We start from the raw sequence: 22,874 nt of genomic DNA on the forward strand, positions 1-22,874 counted from the left end.
TTGGTGGCGAGCGATACGGAAGACGCAATCCGGGATTACAAGACCTTGTTGGGCGCGCTCATCGACCGGCGTCCTTCGGGAACGCGGCAACGGCTTGCAGACGCGCTCGGCAAGAATCGCAGTTTCGTGACGCAGATCACCAGCGCCTCCTACGCCACGCCGCTCCCGGCCCGACATCTCGCGACGATTTTTTCGGTCTGCCATATGGGGGCGGCCGAGCAGCAGCAGTTTCTGGACGTATACAACAAGGCGCATCCTGGCCGGTTGAAAAGGGCGGGCCACGGCAAGCGGTTGCGTCATTTATCTATTCTGGCGCCGGACTTCGGCGATGAAGAACAGAACAGACTATTCGATCAGGCGATCACGGAGTTCGCACACAGGATGGCGGCCCTTGCCAGCCGGAAGGACGACTGAGACGCAATTCACCCCCGGGGAGGAAATCATGAAAAAGTTCATCAACGATCCGTCAACGGCGTTGCAGGAGAGCCTGGCTGGCTTCGTTGCAGCCCACGCGGACATCGTCGCGCTTGCGCCCTCTGGCAAGTTCGTTCGCCGCAAGGAACTAAAAGAGGGCAAGGTCGCGCTGATCTCTGGCGGCGGATCCGGACATGAGCCTTTGCATGCCGGCTTTGTCGGCCAGGGCATGCTGGACGCCGCCTGTCCCGGTGAGGTCTTCACGTCGCCCACGCCCGACCAGATGGTGGAAGCCGTGCAGGACGTTGATACTGGCGCGGGCTGTCTTTTCATCGTCAAGAACTATGAAGGCGATGTCATGAACTTCGATATGGCGGCGGAAATGGCTTCCGAAATGGGCGGCGCGAAGGTTCTTCAGGTTGTCACAAATGACGACATGGCGGTTGAGGATTCGACCTATACGACCGGACGTCGCGGGGTCGCCGGCACGCTGGTGGTCGAGAAAATCGTCGGCGCCGCGGCTGAAAGCGGGATGGATCTCGAGGCGCTGCAGGAACTCGGAAAACGGGTCAACGCCAATACACGTTCCTTTGGCGTGGCGCTGACAAGCTGCACTGTGCCGGCAGCGGGAAAACCCACTTTCGACATCGGCGAAGACGAAATGGAATTCGGAGTCGGCATTCACGGGGAGCCCGGTCGGCGTCGCGGAAAGCTTGTTTCGGCCGACGAGATCGCCGAAGAAATCTGCGAAGGCATCGTCAGGGAAATGGGAGCGGCCAAAAGCAAGCCTGTTCTGTTGTTCGTCAACGGCTTCGGCGCCACGCCCCTGATGGAGCTTTATCTCATGCACAACAGCGCGCGGAAGGTGCTTGAAAAACAGGGTGTGAATATAGCGCGCTCGCTGACCGGTTCCTTTGTGACATCCCTTGACATGGCCGGCTGTTCCGTCACTGTGACGGCACTTGAGGAGGAGATGCTCACACTGTGGAATGCGCCGGTCCATACCGCGGCGTTTCGCATGGGGATATGAGCAGCAAACGAGGAGGAAATACATGGCAACGAATATCAAGGGGCCGGCGCTATTCCTGGCCCAGTTCGCGGACGATGCGGCGCCGTTCAATTCGCTTCCGGCGATAGCAAAATGGGCCGCCTCTCTGGGTTACAAGGGCGTACAGATTCCGACCTGGGACGGTCGACTCTTCGATCTGGAAAAGGCTGCTTCTTCGACGGATTATTGCGACGAAGTGAAAGGCGTCTGTGACGATGCAGGTGTGGAAATTACGGAGCTTTCAACGCATCTGCAGGGGCAACTGGTCGCCGTGCATCCTGCCTATGACAGCGCGTTCGACGCCTTTGCGCCGGAAGCCGTTCACAACAATCCAGCCGCGCGCCAGCAATGGGCGGTCAAGCAGATGCAGCATGCCGCGAAAGCCTCTCGCAATCTTGGCCTGGACGTTTCCGTTTCCTTTACCGGCGCGTTGGCGTTTCCCTATCTCTATCCATGGCCGCAACGGCCCGCCGGGCTGATCGAGGAGGCTTTCGCCGAACTCGCGCGTCGGTGGAAACCGATCCTCGACGTCTACGATGAGAATGGAGTCGATGTCGGGTATGAAATCCACCCGGGCGAAGACGTATTTGACGGCGCGACCTTCGAGATGTTCCTCGATGCGCTCGATGGGCACAAGCGTTGCACGATCAACTACGACCCATCGCATTTCCTGCTGCAGCAACTCGACTATCTGGCTTTCATCGACATCTATCACGAGCGGATTTCCGCCTTCCACGTCAAGGACGCGGAGTTTAATCCGGATGGCCGGCAGGGCGTCTATTCCGGCTATCAGGGCTGGGTCGGGCGGGCTGGCCGCTTCCGGTCGCTGGGCGACGGTCAGGTGGATTTCTCCGGTATCTTTTCAAAGCTCGCCCAGTACGATTACGACAGTTGGGCGGTTCTTGAATGGGAATGCTGCCTCAAGCATCCCGAGCAAGGCGCTGCCGAAGGCGCTCCTTTCATCGCCGACCACATCATCCGCGTGACGGAAAAGGCGTTCGACGATTTTGCCGGCGGCGAGACCGATCAGGCGCAAATCCGCAAGATGCTGGGTATTTAGGGGGGACGACATGGTCAGTGCTGCCAAAACAACAAGTGAAGCGAGTCCCATTCGCCTCGGCATGGTGGGTGGCGGGCAAGGCGCATTTATCGGCGCCGTTCATCGCATAGCTTCACGTATCGACGGCCACTACGAACTGGTGGCGGGAGCTTTGTCTTCCGATCCCGATCGGGCGGCGGCGTCGGCCGCCGAACTCGGCATCGACCCGGAGCGCTCCTATGGCAATTTCGCGGAAATGGCGAAAGCGGAAGCAGCGCGCGAGGACGGTATCGAGGCAGTGTCGATCGTCACGCCTAATCACGTTCACTATCCGGCCGCGAAAGCGTTTCTTGACGCTGGTATCCACGTGATTTGCGACAAGCCGCTGACGTCGAATCTGGCCGACGCAAAGAAACTCGCCAAACTGGTGGACAAGACCGGTAAACTGTTCGTCCTCACCCACAATTACACCGGCTATCCGATGATCCGTCAGGCCCGTGAAATGGTGGAAAAGGGCGTGCTAGGCGATATCCGTCTTGTTCATGCAGAATATCCGCAGGACTGGCTGACCGAGAAGGTGGAAGACACCGGCGCCAAGCAGGCCGTGTGGCGCACCGATCCCAAACAATCGGGCGACGGCGGCTCGATCGGCGATATTGGCACCCATGCCTGGAATCTCGCCAGTTTTGTTTCCGGCCTCGAAACGGACAGTCTTGCAGCCGATCTCGACAGTTTCGTCGAGGGGCGCCCGCTCGACGATAACGCCCACATCATGCTGCGATTCAAGGCAAAGGGGAAAGAGAAGCCCGCAAAGGGCATGGTCTGGTGCAGCCAGGTGGCGCCTGGAAACGAGAACGGGCTGAAATTGCGGATTTACGGGACGAAAGGCGGCCTCGAGTGGACGCAGGCCGATCCGAACTATCTCTGGTATACGCCCTTCGGTAAGCCGAAGCAGTTGATTACGCGCGGCGGAGCGGGTTCAGGACCGGCGGCCGGGCGGATGACGCGCGTCCCGCCAGGCCATCCGGAAGGGTATCTGGAAGGCTTCGCCAATATCTACAGCGAAGCGGCGATCGCGATCCGGGCCCTGCGTCGCAAGAAGGGCAAGGTTCCCAAGGACGTAGTCTTCCCGACGGTTGAGGACGGCGTCCTGGGCATGCGCTTCATTGAGGCGTGTGTGAAGTCATCGAAGAAGAACGGCGTCTGGGTCAAGGTCTGACCGGCTTCACGACCCCGCCCAAGGGCCGTGGAAGCTGCCTTCGCGATCAATGCGTTCGAAGGAATGCAGTCCGAAAAAATCCCGCTGCGCCTGGATCATGTTGGCCGTGCCGCGCTTCATCCGCATCATGTCGAAATAGGAAAGCGCGGAGGAGAGCGCCGGGACCGGCAGCGCCGCCGCTGCGGCTTTCGCGACAAGCGACCGCAGCGACTCCTCATTCTTTTTCAAAAGCGGGACGAAGCGCGACGCGAACATCAGGTTCGTATCGGGCTCTTCGGTAAAGGCGGACGCCATGTCGTTGAGCATCGAGGACCGAATGATGCAGCCTGCGCGCCAGACCCGCGCGACATCGGGCAATGACAGGTTCCAGTCAAAGCTGTCGCTGGCGGCTTTCAGGAGATCGAAGCCCTGTGCATAGCACAGAATCTTGCCGGCGATCAGCGCGCGCTCAAGAAGATCGAGATAGAATGTTCCCGCGTCGTGGGATGGCTCGCCATAAATGTCGCCGCCGATCTCTCGCGCGGCGATCCGGGCCGAAATATTGCGGGTCGCGACCGCTGCTTCGATGGACGGGATCGGCGCGCCGAGATGCTGCGCCTCGATCGCCGTCCAGCGGCCCGTGCCCTTCTGGCCGGCCTTGTCGAGAATTATATCGAGCAGGGGCTTGCCCGTTTCCGGATCGACGGCGCGGGAGACCTCTCCCGAGATTTCAATCAGATAGGATTGCAGCGGCCCTTCGTTCCAGCGCGTGAATACATCCGCGATGTCGGCCGACTGCATCGCCATTCCATCGCGCATGACGCCATAGATTTCGGCGATCATCTGCATGTCCGCATATTCGATACCGTTGTGGACGGTCTTGACGAAGTGTCCGGTGCCGGCTTCGCCAAGCCAGGTGGCGCAAGGCGCGCCTTCGTATTTGGCGGAGATTGCTTCAAGGATCGGTGCAACGCGCCGCCAGGAAGCCTGCGAACCGCCGCCCATGATCGCCGGCCCGTGACGGGCGCCTTCCTCGCCGCCGGAGACGCCGATGCCGAGAAAAGGATGGTTCTCAGCCTCAGCCTCGGCGACGCGTCTGTTGGTATCGTGGAAATTGGCGTTGCCGGCGTCGATGATCAGATCGTCATCGGCAAGCAACGGGCGCAAGGCGGCGATCTGCTGGTCCACCGGGTCGCCGGCTGGCACCATCAGGATTATCGCGCGGGGTGGCCGGATCGACGCGACAAGGCTTTCGAGAGTATCGCAAGGAACGATTTTTGCTGCGAGTTCGCCGGCGTTTTGGTGAAAAGCATGCGTAGTCGCGACCGTGCGGTTGAAGACCGCCACGCCGAAGCCCTTTTCAGCGATATTCAGGGAGAGGGCGGCCCCCATTGTTCCCAGCCCGATCAAGCCGATTTCGGCCGGCGTCTCGTTGCTCACGATTTGTGTTTCCTCTGTATGGTTCAATCAAATGAGGCTTTATAATTTGCAGGATTGAGAATGAGGCTGTTCTCTAGCGGAGGTGCTATCTCAAATGCTCTTGGTTTGCTTGCAAAATCAAATAATCTGACGATTCTGGACCGATTTGGATTTTCCTCGCAAAACAATTTCTCGTTGCTCGAAATGAAGAAGGGAGTTTTGTTGCCTCCCATGGTCGTTTTGACCTCCAGAAATCGTTTCTCGCCATTACGAGCATCGAAGGAAAGGATGTCATAACCGGCGCCATCTCCCAGCTCTTGCGAGACCCATTGCATTTTTCTGGCCAAGTCAGATCGATCAAGCGCTCGGAGCCTGGCTTGCTCCGACAAAAACACGTGCTCCTCACCTTTCAGTCCCAATTCCCTGTTTTTGCTATCACGAACAGCAGGATCGAATTTCCTTATCAGTCGGGAAAGGGCGCGCGGCGTCTCGTGTTGCGTCAGATTAGGAGGAGGATCGTAGTACAGTGCTTCTCCCTCTTCAAAAGCGTGCTTGTCGATATAAGTATTGAGAAAATACTCTGTGTTTTGATCAAGGTACCTTTCGACACCGTCAATGAGGGCTCCCTGAAAATTATACCTCGGTTTGTAACCTTTTATTTGTGGCTTACCCAACGTATCTAGGACGGCGCTGATATTCTGGTGTTTGAATTCGATCGAACCTTTGGAACGACCGATCAATTTCTGAAGCGCTTCGTTACGCTTTGACTTGACGTAAGACTGGCCAGCGAGTTCGAGATGGAGCATCGCAAAGTAATCTGCGACGATCAGATCGATCTCCCAATCATTCCAGTCTTTTCCTGATATGTCTTCGTTTGCCATCAGTCCACACCTAGGACCAGAATGACATTATTTGTCTTGGTGTCCTACAATAAATTCAACTCACATTCTCCGCGCTAGTCACGACCGAGTGGGCGAAGGATCCGGCGGATGAACGCGCCGACATCAGCAGGAAGGAATGCTCATCGTCACGGTGAATGATCACGCCGAGATGTTCCATCACGGTGCGGGCGACGGCGCCGACGGTGAATATGTCCTGATGCAGGTCGAGCATGCAGATCCGCTCGAGCGCCGCGCGGGATCGGGGGCCGGAGACGCGCAAGAGCGCCCAGCCGTCCGATTGATCCGTGACGCAACCATGATCGCCTGCAATTTCCGCAATCTCGAGATCCGGCCGATAACCGGTCTGCGGGAACAGCACGAAGATCTGGTCGGATTGCAGGCTGAGAACCAGGAGATCCCTTGTTTCTACCCTGGCCGTGTTCCCGACAAAGGGAAGAGTCAGATCCAGATTTGTCCGCATTGCCTGTTCGAGGCCGGCCCGGTCGGAAAAGGCGACCGAAACGACGGCGCGACCGGAGACTTCCTCGACGGCGATGTGTTCAAATGTCCGTCGAAGGCCGTTGAGGGGCGATTCCGGAATAAGGTCGAATTCAGCCACGGAGCCGCTCCCCTTCCGGATCGACGAAATACGGCGAGACAATCTCGACTTCAATCGACCTTTCGCGCAAGGGGTCGGCGGCGATCACGGTTTCGCCCATGCGGCTGTCGCCGCTTTCAATGAAGCCGAGACCGATGGATGTCTGCAGGTTGGGAGACCATGCGACGGAAGTCATCCAGCCCTCGTCGTTTTCCGTGGTCATCTCTTTGCCTTTAGCTATGAAGTGTGCGCCGGCCTTCAACTCCTGTTTTTCGTCCACCGGCTTGAAGCCGACAAGTTTCAGACCGTTTTCCCGAACGAGGTGCTCGCGCTGCGAGAGTACGCGGCCGATATAGTCTTTCCTGTCGGACATCATGCGGCCAAGACCGAGATCGCGCGCAGATGTCTGTCCATTCAGTTCGTTGCCGGTGGCATGACCCTTTTCGATCCGCATGACGTTCAGCGCCTCAACGCCGTATGGCGTTGTTCCGAACTCCTCGCCGGCCTTCATCAACGCATCCATGAGGGAATTTCCGTAGCGCGCCGGAACAGCGATCTCATAGGCGAGTTCGCCGGAGAACGAAATCCGGAAGAGACGGGCGGGAACGCCTCCGCAGACGGAGATTTTTCCGCAGGCCATGAACGGGAAGGCGTCGTTGGAAATGTCATGGTCAGGGTCGACGAGTTTTTCCAGAAGCTTGCGCGCATGGGGCCCCGCAACGGCTGCTTGCGCCCATTGTTCCGTCACAGAGATCAGGTGCACGTCGAGACCCGGCCAAAGGCACTGGCGGCAGAATTCGAGATGTTTGAAGATAGGCGCCGCATTGGCGGTTGTCGTCGTCATGACGAAGTGTTTTTCGCCGAGCCGCGCCGTTGTGCCGTCATCCATGACGAGGCCGTCCTCGCGCAGCATCAGTCCGTAGCGGCACTTGCCGACCGGCAGTTTTGCAAAGCCGTTGCTGTAGACGCGATTGACGAACTCGACGGCGTCACGGCCCTGGATATCGATCTTGCCAAGCGTGGTCACGTCGCAAATGCCGACCGAGGATCTTGTTTGCAAGACTTCCCGGTCGCAGCTCTGACGCCAGTGCGTTTCGCCTTCGCGGGCGAACCATTGCGCGCGCATCCACAAACCGGATTCGACAAAGTCGGCGCCGTTTTCCTCGGCCCAGCGATGGCCGGGCGTCTTGCGGACCGGACGGAATTCCTTGCCGCGGCTGCGCCCTGCGATCGCGCCGATTGCGACCGGCGTGTAAGGTGGGCGGAAGATGGTCGTCCCGGTTTCAGGAATGGACTTGCCGGACGCCTGCGCCAGGATGGCGAGGCCAAGCACGTTGGCGGTGCGTCCCTGATCCGTCGCCATGCCCAGCGTCGTATAGCGCTTGAGATGCTCGACAGATCGGAAGCCTTCCTGGTGAGACAGGCGGATATCCTTCACCGTCACGTCATTCTGCAGATCGACAAATGCGCGACCCTTGCGGTCCCGCACATGCCAGAAGGCCGAGATTGACGCTGCTTCCTCATCGGCTGTCTGTGCGTCATTGGCCGGTGGATTGAGGCCAAAATTTTCAAGGATCTCAACCGCGGTTTCGCGGCCGTCAGCAAGGCAGTTTTGGAGGGAGAAAATCCCGTTCACTGCACCGGCGACGCGCATGCCGACAGGCATGTCGCCTCCCGGCGTGAAGGCGGCGATGTTCTCGTTCCATTGCGGACGGCCGCGCTGATGGCACGTCAAATGCACGTTCGGGCTCCAGCCGCCGGAAACGGCCAAACAGTCGCATTCTATCGTTTGCCCGCCCGCGAGAGTGACAGAGCGAACGCCGTGTCGACCTTTGGTTCCGGTGACGCGTCCCCCCATGACGACGGCGGCTCCCCGCGGCGCTGCAAGCGGTGAGATCTCGCGGGTGTCGATGATCGCAGCGATTGAAATGCCTTTGGCCGAGAGGTCGGAAGCCGTGCGCCATCCCGTGTCATTGTTGGTGAAAATCGCTACGGATCCGCCGGATCCGACGGCAAAACGGTTTGCATAGGCGCGGACGCCGCCGGCAAGCATCACGCCTGGCCGGTCGTTGTCGGGAAAGGCGATCGACCGCTCCGTGGCGCCGGCGCATACGATTGCGCGTCTCGTGTAGATACGCCAGAGAACTTGTCGTGGTTTGCCACTGCTGTGTGGCAGGTGATCTGTCTGGCGTTCGATTGCGCCGTAGATCCCGTGATCATAGGCGCCAAAGACAGTTGTCCGCGTCATGACGCGCACATTGTCCATTGCGGCGAGTTCGGCGTACGCCGCGTCGGCCCATTCACTGCCCGCCATGCCATTGACGCCTAGCGTTTCCGCGTTCAACCGTCCGCCGACGCGGAAATCTTCATCCGCAAGGATCACCCGCACGCCCGCGCGTCCAGCGGTCAACGCTGCCGCAAGACCGCTCGGGCCGGCGCCGATAATCAGGATATCGCAATGCAGATACCCCTTGTCGTAAGCGTCTGGATCGGGCTCGCGCGACAATCGGCCCAGCCCCGCGGCGGCCCTGATGGCAGGCTCGTAGAGCTTCTCCCAGAAGGATTTCGGCCACATGAAAGTCTTGTAGTAGAATCCGGCCGAGAGGAATGGCGAGAACAGGTCGTTGACCGCCAAAAGATCGCATTTGAGCGTGCCGCGATAATTCTGGCTGCGCGCGTCAAGCCCGCCAAAAAGTTCCGCCATGGTCGCGCGCGTATTCGGCTCCTGTCGTACGCCCCGACGAAGTTCGACGAGCGCGTTGGGCTCTTCGGAGCCGGCCGAGAAGACGCCGCGAGGCCGGTGATACTTGAAGGAGCGGCCGACCATGCGCACGCCGTTGGCAAGCAGCGCCGACGCCAGTGTGTCGCCGCCGTGTCCGCCATAGGCGGCGCCGTCGAAGCGGAATTCGAGCGTTTGCGATCTGTCGATCAGACCACCTTTAGCGAGCCGGAAAGCCTGCGTCATCGGCGGCGCCCTCTGGCTATCGCCACGTCCTTGGCCAGTTCCACCCGGGTGATTTCGTGGGTGAGCGTATTGCGCGTCACCACCAGCCAGGAGCGGTCGCCGTGCTCGTGAAACCACAGCTCGCGATGTTCGCCGGCGGGATTGTCGCGCAGATAGACATAGTCGTGAAACTCTTTCACTGCGTCTTCCGCCTCAGGGTCCGGGCGATCGATCAGCGATGCGTCCCCCAGATAGGAGAATTCGGACGCGTCGCGCGGGCCAAGCAGGGGGTGATTGATGATCATGGTCTGACGCGATCTCAGTGAAGATTGGGTTGCGGGCCGCGGCCCGTCTCGTCGAGCATGCGCCCGCAGATTGACCGGTCGAGGCGCATTTGCGCCGCCGTGGGATGCGGTTCGTCGCGGGCGATGAGATGGGCGTAGCAATAGCCGGACGCAGGGGTCGCCTTGAACCCGCCATAACACCAGCCCCCATTGAAATAGAGACCGTCGACGCCTGTCTTGTCGATGAAAGGTGAGCCGTCCATGGACATGTCCATCACGCCGCCCCAGCTTCTGAGCAGGCGCGCCCGGCCGATCATCGGCATCATCGCCATGCCGCCCTCGCATACGTGCTCCACAGTAGGCAGATTACCCCGCTGGGCGTAGGTGTTGTAGCCGTCGAGATCACCGCCGAAGACCAGACCTCCCTTGTCGGACTGGGAGACATAGAAATGTCCGGCGCCGTAGGTGAGTACGCCGGGGATAACCGGCTTGAGGCCTTCAGTGACGAAGGCCTGGAGAACGTGGCTTTCGATCGGCAGGCGCATGCCGGCGAGCGCCATGACGCGACTTGATGATCCTGCGACGCAGACGGCGATCTTTTTCGCGCCGATCACGCCGCGCGTCGTCTCGACCCCGGTGCACACGCCGGCGTCGATCCGGAATCCGGTGACCTCGCAGTTCTGGATCAGATCTACTCCGCGACTGTCGGCGCCGCGCGCATAGCCCCAGGCGACTGCGTCATGCCGGGCCGTGCCGCCGCGCTTCTGCCTCAGGCCGCCCTGGATCGGAAAACGCGCATTCTCGAAGTCCAGGAACGGGCAAATGCGCCGCAACTGTTTCCAGTCGAGGAGATCGGCGTCGACGCCGGCAAGCCGCATCGCATTGCCGCGGCGCGCATAGGCGTCGCGCTGGCTGTCCGAATGGTAGAGATTGATGACGCTGCGCTGCGAGACCATGGCGTTGTAGTTGAAGTCCTGCTCCAGGCCTTCCCAAAGCTTCATCGAAAGTTCGTAGAAATGCTCATTGCCTGGCAGAAGATAATTCGACCGAATGATCGTTGTGTTGCGGCCGATATTGCCGGATCCCAGCCATCCCTTATCGAGAACCGCGACATTGCATACGCCGAACTCCTTTGCCAGGTAATATGCGGTCGAAAGACCGTGTCCGCCGCCGCCAACGATCACGACGTCGTATTCCTGTTTCGGATCGGGATCACGCCAGACCGGTTTCCAGCCGCGGTTACCGGTCAGACCTTCCAGGAAAACCTTCAATCCCGAATAGTGCATGGCGCCATCTCCATCTGGCTGCATCGTCTTGCGTTCGGCCTCACTTGACTTGTTTCAAAGAGACAATTTTATTCAGAAAATGGACATGGCTATAGAAAATCGGGAGCCTTTTCGCGTCGGCTTTTTGCTTATCGACGGCTTTGCCCTGATGTCATACGCATCGGCGCTCGAACCGCTGCGCGTGGCGAACCTCAAGGCAGGTGCGGAGCTCTACCGGATCGACCACATCGGACTTTCGCCAGCGTCGAGTTCCGCCGGTGTTATGGTCGGCCAGACTATGGGCTTTGACGATACGCCAGATCTGGACATGGTGCTTGTCGTGGCGGGCGGCGATCCCATGCGATATGACAACAGGCGGACTTTTCGCTGGTTGCGGCGCGTCGCCCGGCGCCCAATCATCGTCGGCGGCGTTTCAGGTGGGCCGGTCATCCTTGCAAAATCCGGAATCATGAATGGCCGCCGGATGACGGTTCACTGGGAACACGCCGCCCCGCTGTCCGAGGCCGTTCCGTCTGTGATCGTGGAACGGACGCTTTATGTGGTGGAAAAGGATCGCATGACGTGCGCCGGGGGAACCGCGCCTCTCGACATGATGCACGCCTTTCTCAGCGACCGTCACGGGGCGGGTTTTGCTCGCGCTGTCAGCGACTGGCTGCTTCACACGGAAACGCGTCGTTCCTTCGATCCGCAGCGCGCCGGTCTGACCGAACGTTACGGCACGACGAGCGAACCGGTTATAGAGGCGATTGAGGCCATGGAAAGCCACATCTCGGATCCGCTGACGCTGGAGCAGTTGTCGGCCATCGCCAGAGTCGGTCAGCGCCATCTCAACCGTCTGTTTCGTGAAAAACTCGGACGTCCGACCATGAACTTCTATCGCGACTTGCGGCTGGAGGCGGCGCAGGATCTGCTTCGACAATCAACACTGACGGTAACGGAAATCGCACTCGCCACCGGCTTTGCCGGATCGGCGCACTTCTCGCAATCATTCAAGTCGCTGTATGGCGTTTCACCTTCGGCGGCGCGCCGCCGTCCCGTCTCTTGACGGTTGAACTGGCGGACCTACTCCGCCGCCTGACTGGCGCGGTGGGCTACGATCGACGACACGTTTTCCTCAATCCAGTCGACAAGCGATTCCACGCGTTTCGCCACCTCCACGCCGGATGGCGTGAGGCTGTATTCAACATGCGGTGGAACGACGGGCAGCGAATTGCGTAGCACAAAGCCGTCGCCTTCCAGGTTCTGAAGCGTTTGCGCAAGCATCTTTTCGCTGACGCCGCCAATGCGCCTGCGCAGCTGGCTGAAGCGCAGCGTTCCGTCCAGCAGCGCCACCAGAGCGAGGACGCCCCAGCGTGAGACGACATGGTTGAGGATGTCGCGTGACGGGCATTGCCCAGAGAACACAACGCCGCGGCGCAGGCCTTCCGCCAGGCTGCCCGTGACGGGTGTTTCCGTACGGTGTTTCGCAGACATTTACACTAACCTTTTTGTGCGTACTTACTTTTAGTTAGTAGATACCTAAATCGTCTTCATCACCCTTTCAAGTATGGAGACATGATCATGATTGCAGTAACCGGAGCGAGCGGACAACTGGGACGGCTGGTCGTCGAAGCGTTGTTGAAGTCCAAAACAGAAACCAGGATAGCTGCGCTTGTTCGGGATCCGGCCAAGGTGGCGGAATTCAACGAAAAAGGCGTGGTCGTCCGCAAAGCTGACTACGACGCACCGGAAACCCTGGCGGCGTCGCTGGAGGGCGTGGAGCGCCTTTTGCTGATATCCTCAAGCGAGGTTGGTCAAAGAACCCGGCAACACAAGGCGGTTATTGACGCTGCGAAAGCCGCCGGCGTCAAGCTGATCGCCTATACGAGTATTCTCGACGCCGATGGTTCTCCACTCGCCCTTGCAGACGAGCACCGCGAAACGGAAGCCTATCTCAAGGAAACAGGCGTTCCTTATGCTCTGCTGCGTCATGGCTGGTATACTGAAAACTATATGGGCGCGATCCCCGCTGCCGTTGAAAACGGCGCGGTCTATGGTTGCGCTGGCGATGGTCGCTTTTCGTTCGCGACCCGGCAAGACTATGCGGAGGCTGACGCCGCTGTCCTTCTGAAGGAGAGGCAGGCGGGAAAAGTTTATGAGCTTGCGGGCGCGCGGGGCTATACTCTGTCTGAGCTTGCAGCGGAGATCTCCGCCCATGCCAACAAGACAATACCTTACGTGAACATCCCCGAGGCGGCTTATTGCGACGCTCTCGTGAAGGCTGGAATTCCGGCGCCCTTTGCGGCTGTGCTCGCAAACTCGGAATCCGGGGCGGCCAGCGGCGCGCTCTTCACGAAAAGTCACGACCTGCAGGATCTGATTGGCAGGTCATCGACGACGCTTGCGGAAAGCGTCGCAGTCGCAATGCAGAACTGAGGTTCGCTAATTTTGCAGGTGTGGCTTGCAGAACGAGGGAGTTGACGGCGCCTATAAGTAAGATAGACTTACTATCAGTTTACCATACAAAAAGTTGGTCCCTTGAAACGCGGTATCGATCCCGAGAACATTTCCTTTTTGCTGTTCGACATTTCGCGGCTGATGCGCGGCGAATTCGAACAGCGCGTGGCTGAGGCGGGTCTTGGCGTGACACCAGCCGAGGCGCGTGTTCTTGCTCATGTTGCGCGATGTCAGCCGATCCGCCAGCATCTGCTCGCTTATCGGCTTGGCATCGCCCGCATGAGCATCACGACCTTCATCGACCGGCTTGAGGGCGCAGGCTTGCTGGAACGCGTCGCCGACCCGGAAGACCGCCGCGCCAAATTCGTGTCGCTGACTGACGATGCGTTTCCGATCATGAGCAAGTTGGAAGACATCGGCGAAGCGGTGCGGCTCGCCGCGCGCGGCGCCATTCCCGCCGAGGAATGGGAACTCTTCCGCAAGACAGCTCTCGCCGTACGCGGAAATCTTGCGGCAGTGCGGCAGCAGGTAAAGGAAATGGCGCAATGAACGCCACCGGCCGCACATTTGCGCCTGTGATGAGTGAGCGCAAGGTCAGTTTCATCGGCGCACTCTTTGTCGCCATCGGCCCGGTGACTTTGGCGCTCTATACACCGGCGATGACGCAGATCATCGACGCGCTGAACACTACCCAGGCGATGGTCAATCTGACCATGACCATCTATTTTGGCGGCTTCGCCACGGCGCAGCTCATCGCAGGTCCGATCTCTGACGCGCTCGGCAGGAAACCCGTCACCTTCGTATTCATGGGCATTTTTCTGCTCGCCACGCTCGTTGCGCTTGTCGCGCCAACGATCGAGGTGTTGATCGCTGCACGGTTCGTTCAGGGCATTGGCGCTTCCGCCGGTATAGCGATATCACGGGCGATTGTTCGTGATCTTTATCGCGGAGACACGTCCGCACGCATCATGAACCTGATCGGCATCATTCTGGCTGTGGGGCCGGCCTTCGCACCGACCCTTGGCGGCGCGATGCTGCAATTATTCGGCTGGCGCTCGATCTTCTTCTTCATGGCGCTCATGGGCGTGGCGGTGGTTTTGGTCACGGCCTTTTCGCTCAAGGAAACGGTTATCGCCGACAGATCACGATTCAATGTGGCGACTCTCCTGGGTTCCTACCGGCAATTGATGACCAACGCGCATTTCATGGCGACGACGATGACGCTGGCGGGCGCAATCGGCGCAGTCTACACTATGATGACCTTCCTGCCATTCATACTCATGGGTCAGGTCGGCATGTCGCCCACCGAATACGGGCTCGGCATGCTGCTGCAGACCGGCTGCTTCTTCATCGGCTCACTGATCGTTCGTCATCTGATCGGACGTTACAGCGCATATAGCCTGGTGTTGCCGGGTCTTGTTTTCATTTTTCTGGGCAGCATCGCCAGCATGGCGCTGTTCTTTGTCGAGCCCAGTTATCTCCGGGTGATCCTTCCCATAGGCGTCTACTCCGCGGGCATAGCCTTCGTGATGCCGGCCATGACGACAGCGGCGCTTGCGCCGTTTCCCCGCATTGCCGGAGCGGCGGCGTCACTGATGGGTTTTCTGCAGATGGGAACCGGTCTTGTCATGGGAACAATCGGCGGTCTTTTCGCCAATCCCGCGATTGCCATGGCGACGCTGATTCCGGTTCTCGGGCTTGTGTCCTGCGTGTCCTACCTAGTCTATCGGCGGCACCCGCACCTTGCTGAACTCGAACCACGCACGGACGTCATGGCAAGTCTGCCTGTCGGCCGCACCCAGATGCCGGACTGAAGGCGTCCGGTCTTATTTCCAGAATGGTTGCGCAAGGGCACGCGGCGCGATCTGCCGTCCGACGAGCCCCGCGACCGCGAGCAGCGCCAGCAGATAGGGCATCATGATAAGCAGCGCATTCGGCAATTGGACGCCAATCGCCGGCAATTGGAACTGCAACGCCGTCGCCGCGCCGAAAAGCAGACAGGCAAGGACAATACGCCAAATTTTCCAGTTGCCGAAAATCACGGCCACAATCGCCAGATAACCGGCTCCCCGGGTCATGCCTTCCGTGAATGTATGAATTTCCGCAATCGACAGGAAAGCGCCGCCCAGCGCCGCCATCAGGCCTGTAAAAAGTACGGCCCCGTGCCTCAGGGTGATCACCGGAACCCCGGAGATCGCCACGGCGTGCGGATCCTCGCCGGCGGCCCGCAACGCGACGCCCGCGCCAGTGCGGGACATGAACCAGGCCAGGGCAATGATGATGGCGACGGCCAGATAGGCGAGACCAGCCTGATGAAATATCGGTCCGATCACTGGCAGGTCTCCCAGAAACGGAGGAGACCACGCATTGAAACCGGTGATCATTTCGCGGGAACGGTTCCCGAAAAACTGTCTGTAGCCAAGCGTTGTCAGCCCCAGAACCAGGATATTGATTCCGATTCCCGTTACGACCTGGTTGGCGCGCAGCGTGTTCGTCAAAACGCTTTGCAGCAGCGCGACCGGAAGAACAATAACGACAGCGAAGAGCAATCCGAAATAGGGAGAGCCGGTCATCGCCGTACCGAGCGCGCCTCCGAAGGCGCCTGTCAGCATCATTCCTTCGACGCTCATATTGACGATGCCGGCCCGTTCACTGACATACTCGCCCGTTGCGGCAAAGAGCAGCGGGATGGCAAGTCGGACGGAAGAGGCCAGGAAAACCACGAACAATTCCATTGTCATCGCGCGGACCTCCGGTCGAGAAAATAGGCTGCTCCAGCGATCGACACCACGATCAGGCCCTGGATAATGCCGACGAGGGCGGAGGGCACCGAGGCCATCATTTCCATGGAGATGCCGCCCGAGCGCATGAAGCCAAAGAGCACTGCGCCAGCGATAACGCCCGTAATCGAGTTCCGAGCGAGCAGGCCGACGACAAGTCCGTCGAAACCGTAATTCGAGGAGAAGCCGGCTTTCAGCGAGTATTGCTCGCCTTGCAGCATCAGAGCGCCGGCAAGACCACCAAGCGCGCCTGCGACGAACAATGCGGTGACGACGCCTGCGCCGACCGCAATGCCTGCGCGGGCGGCTGCGACCGGATTGAAGCCGATGGCCTTCAGATTGAAGCCGAAGACGGAGCGGGAGAGAATGATCGCCGCGGCAATCGCGATCACAATCGTCAGCGGCAAACCCCAGGTGACAGGCGAGGTGTATGAGCCGGTCAGCAGGGGAACTTGGGTGGATGCGGGAATGGAAAGGGATTCCGGCAGCGTTGCGGATGACGTCATGGGCTGACGCAGCAGATTTTCAGACTGGACAGACCAGTAAAGCAGCCAGATCGCGATGAAAGACAAAAGTAAGGTCGTGATGACCTCGTTGGCGCCGGCGCGCACCTTGAGAAAACCGGCGATCGCGCCCCAGACGCCGCCTGCAATCGCTCCTCCGACAAGCGGAATGATGAAGGACAAGCCAAACGGCAATTCCGCTATGCCTGGAGCCAGACACAACGCCGTGGCGAATACGCCGCCCATTGCGATCTGACCTTCGCCGCCGACATTCGTCAGCCCTGCGCGGGCGGCGATGACGAAACCGATCCCGACAAGCGCGAGCGAAATAGACCGGTTGAGCGAGGCGGAAATCGAATAGGCCGAACCGAAAGCGCCATTGATGAACGCCGAAACCGCCCGATCGAGCGGCACGCCCATGGCCATGACCGCGACAAGACCGACCAGGAACGCGGCGACAACTGCAATCACCGGGATGGCTATCCTCCCGAGAATGTCACTGTAGGCTGCGGACGGAATGCCCGGCAATTGATACGGGATATCCGTCATGGCGTCTTTCCGGACATCAGCGAACCAATGTCATCCCTGTTGTCGATTTTGGCTGCCCGCTCTCCGATGATGCGGCCGCGGTAGAAAACGACGATGCGGTCGGCGACGGCGAGCAATTCATCCAGCTCTGAGGAAATCAGCAGAACGCCGGTTTCCTGGTCGGCGGCCTGTCGAATATACGTGTAGACAGCTTCGATAGCGCCGATATCCAGTCCGCGCGTCGGATGCGCTGCCAGAAGGAAGCGCAAATTCGACGTCGTCAGTTCACGCGCGAGCACCGCCTTCTGCTGGTTGCCTCCGGAAAGCGTCGAGAATGCCGATTGGCTGTCGGGCGCGCGTACGTCGAAACGCTGCATCAGCGTGCGCGCTTCTTCGCGTTGGCGCTTGCGGTCGATAAGGCCGTATCGGGCAAATCCCTGCATGCGACCAAGCTGCAGATTGTCGGCGAGCGACAACTGTCCGATTGACGCAACCAGATGCCGATCTTCAGGAATGACGCCCACGCCCGCCGCCGTAATCTGGCGCGGTTTCGCTGTCGTCAATTCATGACCCGCCGCAAACCATCGGCCGCTCGTCGCATGGGACAGTCCTGCCAGGATGGATCCAAGCTCGCTCTGTCCGTTTCCTTCCACACCGGCGACGCCGACAATTTCGCCTTCCGCGATTGTCAGCGTGACGCTGTCAAGACGTTTGACGCCGATCTCGTCAACAAAGGAAAGATTGTCGATCTGCATGGCCTCGGGCAGTGGACCGCGATGCGGCGCCAGCTTGCGCGGCGGAAGCGCGCTGACGCCGAAATTGCGATTGTCGCCGGCTTCGCCCTCGCGGCTGATCATGGCGCGAACCAGTACGTCCATGTCATTAGAGGGATCCGCCGAATGGGCGACGGCCCGTCCGCCGCGCAAGACGGTGACGCGGTCCGCGACGCGAGCGATCTCGGCGAGTTTGTGCGTAACCATGGCAACTGCACAGCCGCTTTCGGCGACGCGGCGACAGACGTCGAGCAGTGAATTGATCTCTTCCGGCAGCAACACCGCAGTCGGTTCGTCGAGGATAAGCAGGCGCGGACGCTGCATCAGGCACTTGACGATTTCGATACGCTGACGCTGGCCGACCGACAGGTCGCCAACGATCTCGAAAGGGGCCAGGCCCAGACCGAATTCCGTCGCCAGCGTCATTATCTTTTCAGCCTCGGCTTTTCGATTCAGGCGTCCGAATTTCTTGCCGATCAGCAGATTGTCGATAACCGGAAGTTCGTTGATCAGGCTGAAATGCTGATGCACCATAGCGACGCCGTGGCGCATGGCGTCGCGCGGGTTTGCTGGCGCATAGAGCGCGCCATCAAGCCGCATGTCTCCCGATGTGGGCTGATGTATGCCGAACACCAGGTTGCAAAGCGTCGATTTGCCTGCTCCGTTTTCGCCGAGCAGGCAATGCCCCTCATGCGCATTGAAGGCAATGTCTATGTCTGAGAGAGCTGAAAATTCACCGAACCGCTTGCCCACTCCGGAGAGCGCCAGTAGCGGTTGCGGTTCGGTCTTTTCTGCGGGGGTGGGCACGTCCTGCACGGCCGTGCCCTGGCTCATATGTCTCAACCTTCGAGCACCGAGATCTTTCCAGACTTGATATCTTCCATGATGGCGTTGAGTTTGTCCATCATGCCAGGCGCCGGATCACAGACGGCGATGCCGGAGGCTTCAGGGCCCATGGCGAGACCGAAGGGCTTGTAACCGGCTTCCCAGGTTCCCTTGACCGCTTCGTCGATGGCGTATTCAACCTGGAAGCCGACGCCGGTGATCGAATAGGCGAGATAAAGCGGATCGGAGCCGCAATAGTCGGTGTAGGAACCGATGATATGCGTGCCTTTTTCGGTCGCTGCCTGTTCCATGCCGCGCAGGCCGAGGTTCAGGATGTGATAGTGGATATCGGCGCCCTGGGCGATGGCCGCGAGCGTTGCTTCCTTGGACTTTGCGACGTCGTCGAAGTCACCGGTGTAGTTTTCGAAATATTTGATGTCGGGATTGATGTAGCGCGCGCCATTGCCGAACTCCTTGCCGGCGTTGACGATCGACGGAATTTCCATGCCGCCGACATAGGATACGGCGCCGTTTTCGGAGAGCATGGCGGCTGCCGCTCCGGCGACAAAGGCGATTTCCGCCTGCTTGACGTCATAACCGGCGACATTCGGAACTTCCACGCCGGCGTTGCCCCCGACGATGGAGAACTTCACATCCGGGAAGCGCGGGGCGATCTTGACCAGGGCGGCCTGGGTCTGTCCGCCAACGCCGATAACGAGATCGTTTCCGGATGCAAGCTGCGTGATGGCCTGCTCCATATCGGCGTAGTTGATGTTTTCGATCATCTGGACTTCGATCTTGTCGCCATATTCTTCCTGCGCGGCGACGAGACCATTGTATCCGGATTCCATCCAGCCCTTGTCCGATTTGGAGCCCGGGATGAGAATTCCGACCTTGAGCGGGTCGGCGGCGAACGCAGCGGCGCAGCTGCCGACCATCAGTGCCGCGGCTGCGAAGCTTGCTATGATTGAGCGTCGGGTGAACATTTGTGTCCCTTTCTCTTGGAGTCGTTCGAGGCGTTCTGCGAACCTCGATCCTCGCCGATGCAATCCATGTGCCATACCGGGAAACCGTTGCATTGTAAGGGAACTGTTTGGTCATGAGTCTTGCTTAAGTAAGTAAATGATTATTTATTGTTCAAGTATGGGACGCATCTGCCGTCCAAATGGGCAGCTTCGCGGGTGGCGCTATTGGAGAACGCCGGAAACCCAGCGATTGCAGCGCTGGCACGCTGCTTGCTTTGTTTCAGGCAATCATGGGAATGCGAAAGGCGAACGGTATGGGCAAGCATTCGGGGCAGACGGTCAAAAACAATCCGCTGGGCGTCGGACGCAATACGCGCTGGACTGCCACGGAGGCGAATGTCGACATGACGCTACCGGTGGTGGAGCCGGTCATCGCTACGATCGACGCCAATCCGCAGACGGTGACTGTGGACCTGGCGCGCACCGCGATCATCATCATAGACATGCAGAACGATTTCTGTGCGAAAGATGGTCTCGTTGAACAGGCCGGCGGGGACTACGAGTCCGATCGCGCGCCGATTGAGCCACTCCAGGCGTTGTTGCCCAAATTGCGCGACAATGACGTCCCGGTGATTTGGGTCAACTGGGGCAACCGGCCTGACCTGCTCAACATGCCGCCAAACCAGATCCATCTCTACAAAAACAGTGGGGAAGGCATTGGTCTTGGTGATCCCCTGCCGTCGAACGGCGCGCCCGTCCTGCAGAAAGATTCCTGGGCGGCCGCCGTCGTCGATGAACTGAAGCCGCTCGATAGCGATATCATGGTCGACAAATACAGAATCAGCGGGTTCTGGGATACGCCGCTCGATTCGATCCTGAAAAACCTCGGCGTACGAAGCATACTATTCGCCGGCGTGAATACGGACCAGTGCGTGCTGCATTCGCTGACGGATGCGAATTTCCTCGGCTATGGCTGCATCATGGTCGAGGATTGCTGTGCGACCTCCTCGCCGGACTTCTGCACCGAAGCGACGGTTTGGAACGTGAAGAAGTGTTTCGGTTTCGTCTGCTCTTCCGGCGACGTGATCGCGGCGCTGCCCAAGTGACGATCAGGCAGGCAGTTATGCATCCGAGCGCCTGCAGCGCTTTCGTACCGGGAGAGCGGTTCAATATCGCCGCGGCCAGTGCTGGCGTGCTTGCCGGCAAGACGTTTGGCGTCAAGGATCTGATCGACGTGGAAGGCCATCGCACCGGCGCCGGCAATCCGGTCTGGCGGGCCGCCGCGTCGCACGCAGTGAAGCACGCCGACGCCGTGCAACTGTTGCTTGCGGCGGGCGCGCGATGCATCGGCAAGACCGTGACCGACGAACTGGCCTTCAGTCTCGAGGGCGCCAACGCCCACTACGGAACACCTGCAAATCCTCGTAATCCGGACTGGTTGCCAGGTGGGTCTTCGAGCGGATCGGCCGTAGCGGTTGCGAGGGGACAGTGCGACTTTTCCCTTGGTACGGATACGGGCGGTTCGGTCCGAGTGCCGGCAGCTTTTTGCGGCGTTTTCGGGTTCAGGCCAAGCCATGGGGCGGTGTCAACCGGGGGCGTGCTGCCGTTTGCGCCCAGCTACGACACGGTGGGCTGGTTTGCGCGCGACGCGCGTCTCCTCCGCGAAATCGGAGAGGCGCTGCTGCCGGCGGCGACCGCGCCGCCCGTGCGTCGCGTCAGACTTGTGGAAGACGCGCTGGACCATGTCGAGAACGCCGTCGCCGATGATATGGTCGCCGCCGGCGGCGCGATTGCGACGGACGATCCCGTAAAGGCTTTCAACGAGTTTTCGCTTGCCGAGTTGAGCACAGCTTACCAGACCGTGCAGGGCTACGAGATCAACCGCAGCCTGGGGGCGAGGATTATGGATATCCGTCCGGATTTTGGGGCGTCCATCAAGGCGCGATTTGAGGGCGTCGGGCGGATTGGTGAAGGAGAGTACGGGGAGGCGCTCAAGGTTCGCCAGGCTTTTGCGCGGCAACTCGTCCGACTGTGCCCTGCCGACACAGCCCTGATTTTACCTGTCTCGCCGGTCGCCTGGCTGACACACGACGAAACGGAGGAGACATTGGGAGAATTCTATGGGCGTGCTCTGGGACTGAATGCGGTCGCCGGACATTCCGGGGCGCCGCAGGTTCAACTCGGCGCGGGATCAGGTGGACGAAGCATCGCCTGTTCACTCCTCGGCGCGCCGGGCGCAGATCGAGCGCTGCTCGATCTGGTAGAGCGACTTTCCGGACACTTCCGGTCAGACCATGTTTGACGAAAACAGGCAAGCGCCCCCGCGCAAGCGCACGCGCAACGCCGCCGACACCCGCGGCAAACTGCTGACGGCGGCGCGAATCGAGTTCGCGCAGCACGGTTTCGCGGGCGCTCGAACTGAGCGTATCGTCAAGCGGGCCGGCTCCAATCCGCGCATGATCTATCACTATTTCGGCGGCAAGTCTGGTCTCTATCTTGCTGTGCTCGAGGACGTGCTTGGTGATCTTCGCAAGGAAGAACTGAAAATCGACGTCGAACATCTGGAGCCGATGGAAGGGTTGCTGCAGCTCTTCGACTTCATGAACCGGCATTTTGCCGCCAATCGACATCTAGTCAGGCTTTTGTCGAACGAGAATATTCAGAAAGCGCGCTATCTGAAGAGCTCGAAGCGCGTTTCGGAAATGGCCTCGCCGGTTCTGGACCTGATTCGCGACCTGTTGTTGAAAGGCGAAGAAAGCGGAACGGTCCAGCCAGGGCTCGATCCGCTCTATGTGTACGTGATGATGGTTGCGCTAAACCAGTTCCACCTGTCGAATGTGTATACCTTGTCGGTCATTTTCGAACGTGATCTGGATACTCCCGAATGGCGCGCCGGTCAGCACGAGGCGGCCCGAAAGATGGTTCGCGCATTTCTCGCAGCCTGACGAAAACA

General features: G+C 59.6%; 22 protein-coding genes. 11 read left to right on the forward strand and 11 right to left on the reverse strand.

The window, feature by feature from the left end:
* Genes AAFN47_RS12090 through AAFN47_RS12105 form a run of 4 tightly spaced genes read left to right on the forward strand, consistent with a single transcriptional unit; the run spans nt 1 to nt 3,720 of the window.
* Nucleotides 1-414, forward strand: a complete 414-nt coding sequence (locus AAFN47_RS12090) for a hypothetical protein (protein ID WP_499809485.1) — start codon at nt 1-3, stop codon at nt 412-414.
* A 28-nt stretch (nt 415-442) separates the two neighbouring features.
* Nucleotides 443-1,444, forward strand: coding sequence for a dihydroxyacetone kinase subunit DhaK (gene dhaK / locus AAFN47_RS12095; protein ID WP_499809486.1), 1,002 nt, complete (start codon nt 443-445; stop codon nt 1,442-1,444).
* A 22-nt stretch (nt 1,445-1,466) separates the two neighbouring features.
* Nucleotides 1,467-2,522, forward strand: a complete 1,056-nt coding sequence (locus AAFN47_RS12100) for a sugar phosphate isomerase/epimerase family protein (protein ID WP_499809487.1) — start codon at nt 1,467-1,469, stop codon at nt 2,520-2,522.
* A gap of 10 nt (nt 2,523-2,532) precedes the next feature.
* Nucleotides 2,533-3,720 carry a Gfo/Idh/MocA family protein gene (locus AAFN47_RS12105; RefSeq protein ID WP_499809488.1) on the forward strand — a complete coding sequence of 396 codons (1,188 nt, stop codon included), beginning with the start codon at nt 2,533-2,535 and terminating at the stop codon, nt 3,718-3,720.
* Between the two features lie 6 nt (nt 3,721-3,726).
* Here the strand turns inward: AAFN47_RS12105 and gnd are convergent, their stop codons facing one another.
* Genes gnd through AAFN47_RS12135 form a run of 6 tightly spaced genes read right to left on the reverse strand, consistent with a single transcriptional unit; the run spans nt 3,727 to nt 11,111 of the window.
* The gene (gnd, locus tag AAFN47_RS12110; RefSeq protein WP_499809489.1) at nt 3,727-5,139 is read right to left on the reverse strand and encodes an NADP-dependent phosphogluconate dehydrogenase; all 1,413 of its coding nucleotides are present in this window, start codon (nt 5,137-5,139) and stop codon (nt 3,727-3,729) included.
* A gap of 23 nt (nt 5,140-5,162) precedes the next feature.
* Nucleotides 5,163-5,999, reverse strand: a complete 837-nt coding sequence (locus tag AAFN47_RS12115) for a protein NO VEIN domain-containing protein (RefSeq protein WP_499809490.1) — start codon at nt 5,997-5,999, stop codon at nt 5,163-5,165.
* A gap of 55 nt (nt 6,000-6,054) precedes the next feature.
* Nucleotides 6,055-6,618, reverse strand: coding sequence for a sarcosine oxidase subunit gamma (locus tag AAFN47_RS12120; RefSeq protein ID WP_499809491.1), 564 nt, complete (start codon nt 6,616-6,618; stop codon nt 6,055-6,057).
* Nucleotides 6,611-9,562: a sarcosine oxidase subunit alpha family protein gene (locus AAFN47_RS12125; protein ID WP_499809492.1), complete on the reverse strand. Its 2,952-nt coding sequence runs from the start codon at nt 9,560-9,562 to the stop codon at nt 6,611-6,613. The genes AAFN47_RS12120 and AAFN47_RS12125 overlap by 8 nt, the downstream gene beginning before the upstream one ends.
* Nucleotides 9,559-9,846 (reverse strand): sarcosine oxidase subunit delta, encoded by a 288-nt coding sequence (locus AAFN47_RS12130; protein ID WP_499809493.1) that lies wholly within the window; start codon nt 9,844-9,846, stop codon nt 9,559-9,561. Before AAFN47_RS12130 ends, AAFN47_RS12125 begins: the two co-directional genes overlap by 4 nt.
* 14 nt (nt 9,847-9,860) lie before the next feature.
* Nucleotides 9,861-11,111, reverse strand: coding sequence for a sarcosine oxidase subunit beta family protein (locus AAFN47_RS12135; RefSeq protein WP_499809494.1), 1,251 nt, complete (start codon nt 11,109-11,111; stop codon nt 9,861-9,863).
* A gap of 85 nt (nt 11,112-11,196) precedes the next feature.
* Between AAFN47_RS12135 and AAFN47_RS12140 the strand changes: the two genes are divergently transcribed.
* Nucleotides 11,197-12,156 (forward strand): GlxA family transcriptional regulator, encoded by a 960-nt coding sequence (locus AAFN47_RS12140; RefSeq protein ID WP_499809495.1) that lies wholly within the window; start codon nt 11,197-11,199, stop codon nt 12,154-12,156.
* A 17-nt stretch (nt 12,157-12,173) separates the two neighbouring features.
* On the opposite strand, the gene AAFN47_RS12145 is transcribed toward AAFN47_RS12140, so the two are convergent.
* Complete coding sequence (locus tag AAFN47_RS12145; RefSeq protein ID WP_499809496.1) at nt 12,174-12,584, reverse strand: winged helix-turn-helix transcriptional regulator; 411 nt, start codon at nt 12,582-12,584, stop codon at nt 12,174-12,176.
* A gap of 87 nt (nt 12,585-12,671) precedes the next feature.
* Here AAFN47_RS12145 and AAFN47_RS12150 point away from each other — a divergent pair, with 87 nt between their 5' ends.
* The 3 genes from AAFN47_RS12150 to AAFN47_RS12160 all read left to right on the forward strand — a co-directional run bounded on the left by AAFN47_RS12150 (nt 12,672) and on the right by AAFN47_RS12160 (nt 15,361).
* A complete protein-coding gene (locus AAFN47_RS12150) occupies nt 12,672-13,526 on the forward strand; it encodes an SDR family oxidoreductase (RefSeq protein WP_499809497.1) in 855 nt (284 codons plus the stop codon).
* A 102-nt stretch (nt 13,527-13,628) separates the two neighbouring features.
* Nucleotides 13,629-14,096, forward strand: coding sequence for a MarR family winged helix-turn-helix transcriptional regulator (locus AAFN47_RS12155; RefSeq protein ID WP_499809498.1), 468 nt, complete (start codon nt 13,629-13,631; stop codon nt 14,094-14,096).
* Complete coding sequence (locus AAFN47_RS12160) at nt 14,093-15,361, forward strand: multidrug effflux MFS transporter (protein WP_499809499.1); 1,269 nt, start codon at nt 14,093-14,095, stop codon at nt 15,359-15,361. The genes AAFN47_RS12155 and AAFN47_RS12160 overlap by 4 nt, the downstream gene beginning before the upstream one ends.
* Nucleotides 15,362-15,373: 12 nt before the next feature.
* On the opposite strand, the gene AAFN47_RS12165 is transcribed toward AAFN47_RS12160, so the two are convergent.
* Genes AAFN47_RS12165 through AAFN47_RS12180 form a run of 4 tightly spaced genes read right to left on the reverse strand, consistent with a single transcriptional unit; the run spans nt 15,374 to nt 19,942 of the window.
* Nucleotides 15,374-16,288 carry an ABC transporter permease gene (locus tag AAFN47_RS12165; protein ID WP_499809500.1) on the reverse strand — a complete coding sequence of 305 codons (915 nt, stop codon included), beginning with the start codon at nt 16,286-16,288 and terminating at the stop codon, nt 15,374-15,376.
* Entirely contained in the window at nt 16,285-17,379 is a 1,095-nt protein-coding gene (locus tag AAFN47_RS12170) for an ABC transporter permease (protein WP_499809501.1), read from the reverse strand. Before AAFN47_RS12170 ends, AAFN47_RS12165 begins: the two co-directional genes overlap by 4 nt.
* The gene (locus AAFN47_RS12175) at nt 17,376-18,965 is read right to left on the reverse strand and encodes an ABC transporter ATP-binding protein (RefSeq protein WP_499809502.1); all 1,590 of its coding nucleotides are present in this window, start codon (nt 18,963-18,965) and stop codon (nt 17,376-17,378) included. The genes AAFN47_RS12170 and AAFN47_RS12175 overlap by 4 nt, the downstream gene beginning before the upstream one ends.
* Before the next feature lie 5 nt (nt 18,966-18,970).
* On the reverse strand, nt 18,971-19,942 hold the full coding sequence (locus AAFN47_RS12180) for a BMP family protein (RefSeq protein WP_499809503.1): 972 nt from the start codon (nt 19,940-19,942) through the stop codon (nt 18,971-18,973).
* A gap of 293 nt (nt 19,943-20,235) precedes the next feature.
* Here AAFN47_RS12180 and AAFN47_RS12185 point away from each other — a divergent pair, with 293 nt between their 5' ends.
* The 3 genes from AAFN47_RS12185 to AAFN47_RS12195 are packed head-to-tail and all read left to right on the forward strand — an operon-like array spanning nt 20,236 to nt 22,866.
* A complete protein-coding gene (locus AAFN47_RS12185; RefSeq protein WP_499809504.1) occupies nt 20,236-21,027 on the forward strand; it encodes a cysteine hydrolase family protein in 792 nt (263 codons plus the stop codon).
* Entirely contained in the window at nt 21,024-22,223 is a 1,200-nt protein-coding gene (locus AAFN47_RS12190) for an amidase family protein (protein WP_499809505.1), read from the forward strand. Before AAFN47_RS12185 ends, AAFN47_RS12190 begins: the two co-directional genes overlap by 4 nt.
* Nucleotides 22,216-22,866, forward strand: a complete 651-nt coding sequence (locus tag AAFN47_RS12195; RefSeq protein WP_499809506.1) for a TetR/AcrR family transcriptional regulator — start codon at nt 22,216-22,218, stop codon at nt 22,864-22,866. The genes AAFN47_RS12190 and AAFN47_RS12195 overlap by 8 nt, the downstream gene beginning before the upstream one ends.
* Nucleotides 22,867-22,874: the final 8 nt, after the last annotated feature.

Origin of the sequence: Hoeflea sp. CAU 1731 (assembly GCF_039888615.1) — a bacterium.
GTDB lineage: Bacteria > Pseudomonadota > Alphaproteobacteria > Rhizobiales > Rhizobiaceae > Flavimaribacter.

Bases quoted from the DNA above. Each gene is read 5' to 3' on its own strand.
- dhaK (WP_499809486.1), top strand. From the start codon at position 443: ATGAAAAAGTTCATCAACGATCCGTCAACGGCGTTGCAGGAGAGCCTG.
- AAFN47_RS12100 (WP_499809487.1), top strand. From the start codon at position 1,467: ATGGCAACGAATATCAAGGGGCCGGCGCTATTCCTGGCCCAGTTCGCG.
- AAFN47_RS12105 (WP_499809488.1), top strand. From the start codon at position 2,533: ATGGTCAGTGCTGCCAAAACAACAAGTGAAGCGAGTCCCATTCGCCTC.
- AAFN47_RS12115 (WP_499809490.1), bottom strand. From the start codon at position 5,999: ATGGCAAACGAAGACATATCAGGAAAAGACTGGAATGATTGGGAGATC.
- AAFN47_RS12125 (WP_499809492.1), bottom strand. From the start codon at position 9,562: ATGACGCAGGCTTTCCGGCTCGCTAAAGGTGGTCTGATCGACAGATCG.
- AAFN47_RS12130 (WP_499809493.1), bottom strand. From the start codon at position 9,846: ATGATCATCAATCACCCCCTGCTTGGCCCGCGCGACGCGTCCGAATTC.
- AAFN47_RS12135 (WP_499809494.1), bottom strand. From the start codon at position 11,111: ATGCACTATTCGGGATTGAAGGTTTTCCTGGAAGGTCTGACCGGTAAC.
- AAFN47_RS12140 (WP_499809495.1), top strand. From the start codon at position 11,197: ATGGCTATAGAAAATCGGGAGCCTTTTCGCGTCGGCTTTTTGCTTATC.
- AAFN47_RS12145 (WP_499809496.1), bottom strand. From the start codon at position 12,584: ATGTCTGCGAAACACCGTACGGAAACACCCGTCACGGGCAGCCTGGCG.
- AAFN47_RS12150 (WP_499809497.1), top strand. From the start codon at position 12,672: ATGATTGCAGTAACCGGAGCGAGCGGACAACTGGGACGGCTGGTCGTC.
- AAFN47_RS12160 (WP_499809499.1), top strand. From the start codon at position 14,093: ATGAACGCCACCGGCCGCACATTTGCGCCTGTGATGAGTGAGCGCAAG.
- AAFN47_RS12165 (WP_499809500.1), bottom strand. From the start codon at position 16,288: ATGACAATGGAATTGTTCGTGGTTTTCCTGGCCTCTTCCGTCCGACTT.
- AAFN47_RS12170 (WP_499809501.1), bottom strand. From the start codon at position 17,379: ATGACGGATATCCCGTATCAATTGCCGGGCATTCCGTCCGCAGCCTAC.
- AAFN47_RS12175 (WP_499809502.1), bottom strand. From the start codon at position 18,965: ATGAGCCAGGGCACGGCCGTGCAGGACGTGCCCACCCCCGCAGAAAAG.
- AAFN47_RS12180 (WP_499809503.1), bottom strand. From the start codon at position 19,942: ATGTTCACCCGACGCTCAATCATAGCAAGCTTCGCAGCCGCGGCACTG.
- AAFN47_RS12185 (WP_499809504.1), top strand. From the start codon at position 20,236: ATGGGCAAGCATTCGGGGCAGACGGTCAAAAACAATCCGCTGGGCGTC.
- AAFN47_RS12195 (WP_499809506.1), top strand. From the start codon at position 22,216: ATGTTTGACGAAAACAGGCAAGCGCCCCCGCGCAAGCGCACGCGCAAC.